This is a genomic window from Cupriavidus sp. 05N40 (genome assembly GCF_056397305.1).
The window spans coordinates 1-8,148 of record NZ_JBFTND010000274.1; the positions used below are offsets into that span (position 1 = coordinate 1).

Annotated in this window: 8 protein-coding genes; 7 read left to right on the top strand and 1 reads right to left on the bottom strand. The window is 66.1% G+C overall.

The genetic code is table 11. From position 1 onward, the window contains the following. The 3 genes from aceF to lpdA all read left to right on the top strand — a co-directional run. Positions 1-1,352 (top strand): dihydrolipoyllysine-residue acetyltransferase (gene aceF / locus AC1DO7_RS37270; protein WP_477117299.1); only part of this gene is annotated, 1,352 nt, incomplete at its 5' end. A 95-nt stretch (positions 1,353-1,447) separates the two neighbouring features. Beyond that, positions 1,448-2,065 (top strand): Ntn hydrolase family protein, encoded by a 618-nt coding sequence (locus AC1DO7_RS37275; protein ID WP_441616121.1) that lies wholly within the window; start codon positions 1,448-1,450, stop codon positions 2,063-2,065. 28 nt (positions 2,066-2,093) lie between these two features. Beyond that, positions 2,094-3,878, top strand: coding sequence for a dihydrolipoyl dehydrogenase (gene lpdA / locus AC1DO7_RS37280; protein WP_477117300.1), 1,785 nt, complete (start codon positions 2,094-2,096; stop codon positions 3,876-3,878). Positions 3,879-4,289: 411 nt separating this feature from the next. Here lpdA and phaP1 read toward each other — a convergent pair whose 3' ends face one another. Further along, positions 4,290-4,868 carry a TIGR01841 family phasin PhaP1 gene (gene phaP1, locus AC1DO7_RS37285; protein ID WP_477117301.1) on the bottom strand — a complete coding sequence of 193 codons (579 nt, stop codon included), beginning with the start codon at positions 4,866-4,868 and terminating at the stop codon, positions 4,290-4,292. A 398-nt stretch (positions 4,869-5,266) separates the two neighbouring features. Between phaP1 and AC1DO7_RS37290 the strand changes: the two genes are divergently transcribed. The 4 genes from AC1DO7_RS37290 to AC1DO7_RS37305 all read left to right on the top strand — a co-directional run. Next, positions 5,267-6,220, top strand: coding sequence for a histone deacetylase family protein (locus AC1DO7_RS37290; protein WP_441616115.1), 954 nt, complete (start codon positions 5,267-5,269; stop codon positions 6,218-6,220). Then, on the top strand, positions 6,217-7,122 hold the full coding sequence (locus tag AC1DO7_RS37295; RefSeq protein ID WP_441616113.1) for a DMT family transporter: 906 nt from the start codon (positions 6,217-6,219) through the stop codon (positions 7,120-7,122). The genes AC1DO7_RS37290 and AC1DO7_RS37295 overlap by 4 nt, the downstream gene beginning before the upstream one ends. Before the next feature lie 20 nt (positions 7,123-7,142). Beyond that, positions 7,143-7,595, top strand: coding sequence for an acyl-CoA thioesterase (locus AC1DO7_RS37300; RefSeq protein ID WP_441616111.1), 453 nt, complete (start codon positions 7,143-7,145; stop codon positions 7,593-7,595). Positions 7,596-7,621: 26 nt separating this feature from the next. Further along, positions 7,622-8,148 (top strand): nitroreductase (locus tag AC1DO7_RS37305; RefSeq protein WP_477117302.1); only part of this gene is annotated, 527 nt, incomplete at its 3' end.

Below are 8,148 nucleotides of genomic sequence, written 5' to 3' on the forward strand. Positions count from 1 at the left end.
CCCCGGTGGCGGCACCGGCCCCGGCAAGCGCTCCCGCGCCGGCCGCCGCGTCTTCGGGCCCGATCGAAGTCAAGGTGCCGGACATCGGCGACTATGATTCCGTGCCCGTGATCGAAGTCCACGTCAAGCCGGGCGACACCATCAGCGCCGAAGACGCACTGGTCACGCTCGAGTCCGACAAGGCCACCATGGACGTGCCTTCGCCCGCCGCCGGCGTGGTCAAGGAAGTCAAGGTGAAGATCGGCGACAACGTGGCCGAAGGCACGCTGATCCTGATCCTCGAAGGTGCAGGCGCCGCGCCTGCCGCGCCTGCAGCGGCTCCCGCCAGCGCGCCGGCTCCCGCGGCCCCGGCTGCCGCCGCACCGGCTCCGGCGCCGCAGGCCGCGCCGGCTGCACCCGCCGCCGCGCCGTCCTCCGGCGTGACTGGCAGCGCCGCCCACGCCAGCCCCTCGGTACGCAAGTTCGCGCGCGAACTGGGCGTGGACGTGTCGCGCGTGGCGGGCACCGGTCCCAAGGGCCGTATCACCCAGGACGACGTCCAGGCCTTCGTCAAGGGTGTGATGAGCGGCCAGGCCGCGGCGCCGGCGCAAGCCGCGGCTGCCCCGGCCGGCGGCGCAGGGCTGAACCTGCTGCCGTGGCCGAAGGTCGATTTCAGCCGCTTCGGCGAGGTGGACAGCAAACCGCTGTCGCGCATCAAGAAGATCTCGGGCGCCAACCTGCACCGCAACTGGGTCATGATTCCCCACGTCACCAACAATGACGAGGCGGACATCACCGAGCTGGAAGCCTTCCGCGTGCAGCTGAACAAGGAAAACGAGAAGTCCGGCGTCAAGGTCACCATGCTGGCCTTCATCATCAAGGCCACCGTGGCGGCGCTGAAGAAGTTCCCGAACTTCAATGCCTCGCTCGACGGCGACAACCTCGTCTACAAAAAGTACTTCAACGTCGGCTTCGCGGCCGATACGCCGAACGGGCTGGTCGTGCCGGTGCTCAAGGACGCGGACAAGAAGGGCGTGATCGAGATCAGCCGGGAAATGGGCGAACTCGCCAAGGCCGCGCGCGACGGCAAGCTCAAGCCGGACCAGATGCAGGGTGGCTGCTTCTCGATCTCGTCCCTGGGCGGCATCGGCGGCACGCATTTCACGCCGATCATCAACGCGCCGGAAGTGGCCATCATGGGCGCCAGCAAGTCGGCCATGAAACCGGTCTGGGATGGCAAGCAGTTCGTGCCGCGCCTGATCCTGCCGCTGTCGCTGTCGTACGACCATCGTGTCATCGACGGTGCCGACGCGGCGCGTTTCAACGCGTATATCGGCCAGCTGCTGGCGGACTTCCGCCGCATCATCCTTTAAGGCGGGCAGGGCGCGCGCGGTTCGCCGCGCGTGCCTTCCAACCGCCGGACTACTGTCCGCCGACCCCTGATCGCCGCCAACAGGAAGCGAAATCCATGACCACCTGCGTTGTCGTCAAGAAGGCCGGTGAAGTGGCGATTGCAGCCGATGCGCTGGTGACGTTCGGCGACACGCGGCTCACGCGTGCCTATGAGCGCAACCAGAAGGTGTTCCCGGTGGGCGAGAGCTTCGTGGCGCTGGCCGGGACCACCGCGCATTTCCCGGTCATGCGCAGCCTGCTGGCCGGGCTGGGCGAGGACTGCCGGCTGGGCTCGCGGGACGATGTCTTCCGGACTTTTCTCAAGGTGCATGAAAAACTCAAGAACGAGTATTTCATCAACACCAAGGAAGACGAGGACGACCCCTACGAGTCGTCGCAGATCGTCTGCCTGATCGCCAACCCGGCGGGTATCTTCGGCGTCTATTCGTACCGCGAAGTGTTCTCCTTCGATCGTTTCTGGGGCATCGGCTCGGGGCGCAACTATGCGCTCGGCGCCATGCACGCGGTATTCGACCGGCCGGAGCTGAGCGCGGCAGACATTGCCGGCATCGGCGTGGACGCGGGGGTGGAGTTCGACAAGAGTTCGGCGGGGCCGATCGAAGTACAGGTGGTGCAGTTGCGCGACATGCCCGGCGACGGGGCAACCAATAACGACGACGCGGCCCACATCTGAGGCGGGGCGCGTCCTTGAGGAGCAAAGCATGAGTGTGATCGAAGTCCAGGTGCCGGATATCGGCGATTTCGACGCGGTGGAAGTCATCGAGGTGCTGGTCAAGGCCGGCGATACGATCGAGGTGGAGCAGTCGCTGATCGTGCTCGAGTCCGACAAGGCCAGCATGGACGTGCCGGCATCGGCGGGTGGCAAGGTGGTCGAGGTGCGCGTCAAGGTGGGCGACAAGGTCGCCAAGGGCGCGGTGATCTGCACGGTGGAAAGCAGCGCCGCGGCCGCGCCGGCCGCACCGGCCGCTGCGCCGGCACCGGCTGCTTCGGCGCCGGCCCCCGTAGCTGCCGCCGCGCCGGCACCGGCTGCCGCCACGCATGCGGGCAGCGCCGATATCACGTGCGACATGCTGGTGCTGGGTGCAGGCCCCGGCGGCTACTCGGCCGCCTTCCGCAGCGCCGACCTCGGCATGAACACCGTGCTGGTCGAGCGCTACGGCACGCTCGGCGGTGTCTGCCTGAATGTGGGCTGCATCCCGTCCAAGGCACTGCTGCATAACGCCGCCGTGATCGACGAAGCCAAGGCGCTGGCTGCCCACGGCATCCTGTTCGGCGAAGCCAAGATCGACCTCGACGGCCTGCGCCACTACAAGGAAACCGTGGTCGGCAAGCTGACTGGCGGCCTGGCGGGCATGGCCAAGGCACGCAAGGTGCAGGTCCTGCGCGGCATCGGCAACTTCCTCGACCCGCATCACCTGGAAGTGCAGGAGACCGAGGGCGACGGCAAGGCCACCACCGGCAAGAAGACCGTGATCCGCTTCGAGAAGGCGGTGATCGCGGCCGGCAGCCAGGCGGTCAAGCTGCCGTTCATCCCCGAAGACCCGCGCATCGTCGATTCCACCGGCGCGCTGGAACTGCCGGAGGTGCCGAACAAGATGCTGGTCATCGGCGGCGGCATCATCGGGCTGGAAATGGCCACCGTGTACAGCACGCTGGGTGCGAGCATCGACGTGGTGGAAATGCTGGATGGCCTGATGCAGGGCGCCGACCGCGACCTCGTCAAGGTCTGGGACAAGATGAACAAGCTGCGCTTCGACAAGGTCATGCTCAAGACCAAGACGGTCGGCGTGGAAGCGAAGCCCGATGGCATCTACGTCAAGTTCGAAGGCGAGCAGGCGCCGGCCGAACCGCAGCGCTATGACCTGGTGCTGGTGTCCGTGGGCCGCGTGCCGAACGGCAAGAAGATCAGTGCCGAGAAGGCCGGCGTGGCCGTGACCGACCGTGGTTTCATCGAGGTCGACAAGCAGCTGCGCACCAACGTGCCGCACATCTTTGCGATCGGCGACATCGTCGGCCAGCCGATGCTGGCGCACAAGGCCGTGCACGAGGCGCACGTCGCCGCCGAGGCCGCGCACGGCGAGAAGGCCTACTTCGACGTCAAGCAGATCCCGTCGGTGGCCTATACCGATCCGGAAGTGGCCTGGGCCGGCCTGACCGAAGAGCAGTGCAAGGAGCAGGGCGTCAAGTACGCCAAGAGCGTGTTCCCCTGGGCTGCCTCCGGCCGCGCCATCGCCAACGGTCGCRACGAAGGCTTCACCAAGCTGATCTTCGACGAGGAAACCCACCGCATCATCGGTGGCGGCATCGTCGGCATGCATGCCGGCGACCTGATCAGCGAAGTCTGCCTGGCCATCGAGATGGGCGCGGATGCCGTCGATATCGGCAAGACGATCCACCCGCACCCGACGCTGGGCGAGTCGATCGGCATGGCCGCGGAGATCTACGAAGGCGTCTGCACCGACGTGCCGCCGCCGCGCAAGCGCTGAGCAACCGGCCAGCAAGATGAAAGCCCACCCTTCGCGGTGGGCTTTCTTTTCTCAAGCTTTGCAATTAACGGCCAAGCGTTTTAAACCACAATCCTGCGCGGCTCTGCCGCGAGAAAAACCTCGCTGCCAGAGGTGGGGCGGCATGGAATCGGGGGAGGGGGCGAACCCGGGCGGTGTGCCGGTGGCTGCGCGCCGCGCGCACAAAAAAACCCGGCGCATGGCCGGGCATTAACGGTACTGGAATACAAGGAAACCGGGATACCGAGGAGACATCGGTCGAGGGCAGGGGACTTGGGGGGCTGGTTGCCTCACCGGGTTCCTGAGTCCCTTCGTTGGCAAAACGCACTGGACGGTCCAGCGGCGCTTTGCCAACGAACCGGCCGAAGCCGGTTCGTCTACCGTGCGCGCTGCTTAGGCGGCGGTCGGAGCCTTCTTGGTCGCGGTGCGAGCCGTGGCGCTGGCTTGCTGGGCGGCCTTGGTGGCGGCCGAAGCGGCTGCCTGGAAGTTGCTTTCAGCAATTTCAACAGCCTGCTTGGTGGCCTTCTGGACCGACTCGTAGGCGTTGTTGGCGGCGCTGATCGCCGACTTCACGATGGCCACGGTCGATTCCGAACCGGCCGGTGCATTCTTGGCGAGGTTCTCGACCAGGGATTGCACCTTCTTCGAGTTTTCGGCCAGTTRGGCTTCAGCCACCTTGGTGAATTCCGACTGGGTTTCCGAAGCGATTTCGTACAGGTGACGGCTGTAGGCCAGGGTCTTTTCTGCGACCGGCTGCACCAGCGAAGCCTGGATGGCCAGGAATTCCTGGGGGTCCTTGGCGGACAGCGCCTTCTTGGCGTTGTCGACGTTTTCGGCGAAAGTGGCCTTGACCACTTGCAGGTTCAGTTCGACCAGCTTTTCAACGCCTTCGAAGGCCTTGGTGGTCAGGCCAACCAGGGTTTCCAGATTAGCTTTTTGCGCCGCGGCGACTTGTTCCGGGGTGAAGTTCATGCGAGTCTCCAAAAATGAAGTTCAAGATCATGCAAAATTAGGCCGCCCAGATGTCAAAGCCATGACGAACAACAACTTTTCGTCTGCCAGCCCCAGGCGTTGGGGGTTATCGGCGCGTTCCGTTTGCCTGGCAAACTCGGATGGTGCGCCGCAACAATTCCTATTCTAGGGGAAAGAAATCGGGTGTCAAGCGCTTCTTGTGCATTGCACAAAGAAGTTTCGCTGAACCCATCGGCAAGTAGCAGAAGGGTCACGCCGGCTGGTCATATCGTGAGGTGCTGCCGCCACTTGCCGATCGTTCTGCGCGGACGCCCGGGGCGGGGCGGTGCTACCATCGCGGTCTGCCGGAATCGCTGCCTGTGTCGATGCAACCGGTCGTCCGCCGCCGGTTTCCCTTCATGCTTGCCTTCTACGCTGATCATTTCGTCCTGCCCCTGCCCGAGGGCCACCGCTTCCCGATGTGCAAGTACAGCATGCTGAGGGAGGCGGTCGTGCGCGACGTTGCCGGGCTGGCGCTGGTCGAGGCGCCGCGTGCCGGGGACGACGCCCTGTTGCTGGCGCACACACGCGAATATGTCGATAGCGTCTCGCGCGGGCAGCTCGATGCGGCGCGCCAGCGCGAGATCGGCTTCCCATGGTCGGAGGCGATGGTGGAGCGTTCGCGGCGCTCGGCCGGCGCCACCATCGAGGCCTGCCGCACCGCGCTGCGCGAGGGCATTGCCGTCAACCTGGCCGGCGGCACGCACCATGCCTATGCCGACAAGGGCGGCGGATTCTGCGTCTTCAACGATGCCGCCATCGCCGCGCGCCAGCTGCGCCGCGATGGCCTCGTGACACGCGTGGCGGTGGTGGACCTGGATGTGCACCAGGGCAATGGCACCGCCTCCATCCTGCGTGATGACCCTTTCGTCTTCACGCTCTCGCTGCACGGCGAGAAGAACTACCCCTTCCGCAAGGAAGCGAGCGACCTCGACGTGGGCCTGCCAGACGGCTGCGACGACGACGCCTATGCCGAGGCGCTGCAAGGTGCGCTCGATACGCTGTTCGCGCGCTTCGCGCCGGACCTGATCATCTATCTCGCCGGCGCGGATCCGCATGAGGGCGACCGTCTCGGCCGCCTCAAGCTGACGCTCGCCGGCCTGGCCCGCCGCGACACCCTGGTGTTCGATGCCGCCCTGCGACGGGGCCTGCCCGTAGCCGTGGCCATGGCCGGCGGCTACGGCAACCATATCGAGGACACCGTGGCGGTACACGCACAAACCATCGGGCTGGCGGCCCGGTATCAAGCGCGCTATGCGGCGCGCCCGAACCCGGCCACCGCCGGTGGCATTGCGCAGGCGGTCTCCCGATGAGCGCCGGCAGCCAGGCCGGCGCGCTGCGCGGCACATTGTGGGTGGCGGCCATGCCTTGGCTGTTCGTCGTCATCTGGAGCACCGGCTTCATCGTGGCGAAATACGGCATGCCGCATGCGGAGCCCATGACCTTCCTGTTCCTGCGCTTTGCCGGCGTCCTGGTGCTGATGGTGCCCTTCGTGGTGGCGGCGCGGGTGCGGCTGCCGCGCCGCGGCGGCGCCACTGACTGGCGCATGGTGGGGCATATCGCGCTGGCCGGCCTGTTCCTGCAGGCGGGCTACCTGGGCGGCGTATGGGCTGCGGTCAAGCTGGGCATGCCGGCGGGGGTGTCGGCGCTGATCGTCGGCATGCAACCGGTCCTGACCGCGGTGGCGGCCGCGCGCATGGGCGAGACCATTCGCCGGCGGCAATGGCTGGGGCTGCTGCTCGGCCTCGCCGGCGTCGGCCTGGTGGTGGCCAACAAGCTCACCGCCACCGGCTTGTCCGTGCCGAGTCTGCTGCTGGCGGTGGGGGCGCTGTTCTCGATCACCTTCGGCACGCTCTACCAGAAGCGGTACTGCCCGGTATTCGACCTGCGCATGGGTTCCGTGATCCAGTTTGCCGCGGCTGCGCTGGCCTGCCTGCCGTTCATGTTCCTGACCGAGACGCGCCATGTCGATTGGAATGCCGAGATGATCTGCGCGCTGGCCTGGTCGGTGGTGGCGCTGTCCATCGGCGCCATCTCGCTGCTCTTCCTGCTGATCCGCCAGGGCGCGGCCACCAAGGTGTCGAGCCTGATGTACCTCACGCCGCCCACCACGGCCGCCATGGCGTGGCTGCTGTTCGGCGAGAGCTTTCCGCCGCTGGCCGCGCTTGGCATGGCCCTCGCCGCCGGCGGCGTAGCCCTGGTGATCCGCCGCTAATCCCTCCATACCGTGCCCCGATGAAGCCGAACGCCGATCTCCGCAGCGCCTATCGCCACTTCCAGCCGATCACCACGCGTTGGATGGACAACGATGTCTATGGCCACGTCAACAACGTCATCTACTACAGTTATTTCGATACCGTCGTGAACACCTACCTGATCCGGCAGGGCGTGCTCGACATCGAAGCTGGCGAAACCATCGGGCTGGTCATCGAGACGCAGTGCAATTATTTCTCCGCACTGAGTTTCCCCGACACGGTGGTGGCCGGGCTGCGCGTGGCGCGGCTGGGCAATTCGAGCGTGCGCTACGAGGTCGGCCTGTTCCGCAACGACGAAGAGATTGCCGCCGCGCAAGGGCATTTCGTCCATGTCTATGTGGACCGCGCCACGCGCCGCCCGGTGCCGTTGCCGGCCGCGCTGCGCAATGCCCTGCAGGCGCTGGTGGACGAAGCGCCTGCCGCGGCGCAGTGAGACGAGGCGCAAAGGAGCCCAGGTGTATGGATTCGCAGCAGAAGCGGGATGCCATGCTGGTCGACCAGGCCATCGTCACGCGGCGCTCGGTGCGCGCTTTCCTCGATACGCCGGTGCCGCGCGAAGTGGTCAACGAGATCCTGGCCGTGGCCAGCCGCGCCCCTTCCGGCACCAACGTGCAGCCGTGGAGGGTGTACGTCCTGACCGGCGACGCCAAGCTCAGGCTGTCGGCCGACGTGCTCGCCGCCTATGACGATCCGCAGCGCGACAGCAAATACCGCGAGGAATATCCGTACTATCCGCGCGAGTGGGTCACGCCCTATATCGACCGCCGCCGCAAGGTCGGCTGGGACCTGTACAGCCTGCTGCAGATCAGCCGCGAGGACAATGCCCGCATGCGTGCGCAGCATTCGCGCAACTTCACGTTCTTCGGCGCGCCGGTGGGCATGATCTTCACCATCGATCGCATCCTGGAGCAGGGCAGCTGGCTGGACTACGGCATGTTCCTGCAAAGCATCATGGTGGCCGCGCGTGCGCGCGGCCTGGATACCTG

What these genes read in the sequence shown, in the direction of transcription:
- AC1DO7_RS37275 (WP_441616121.1), top strand. Translation starts at nt 1,448, where the DNA reads ATGACCACCTGCGTTGTCGTCAAGAAGGCCGGTGAAGTGGCGATTGCA.
- AC1DO7_RS37290 (WP_441616115.1), top strand. Translation starts at nt 5,267, where the DNA reads ATGCTTGCCTTCTACGCTGATCATTTCGTCCTGCCCCTGCCCGAGGGC.
- AC1DO7_RS37295 (WP_441616113.1), top strand. Translation starts at nt 6,217, where the DNA reads ATGAGCGCCGGCAGCCAGGCCGGCGCGCTGCGCGGCACATTGTGGGTG.
- AC1DO7_RS37300 (WP_441616111.1), top strand. Translation starts at nt 7,143, where the DNA reads ATGAAGCCGAACGCCGATCTCCGCAGCGCCTATCGCCACTTCCAGCCG.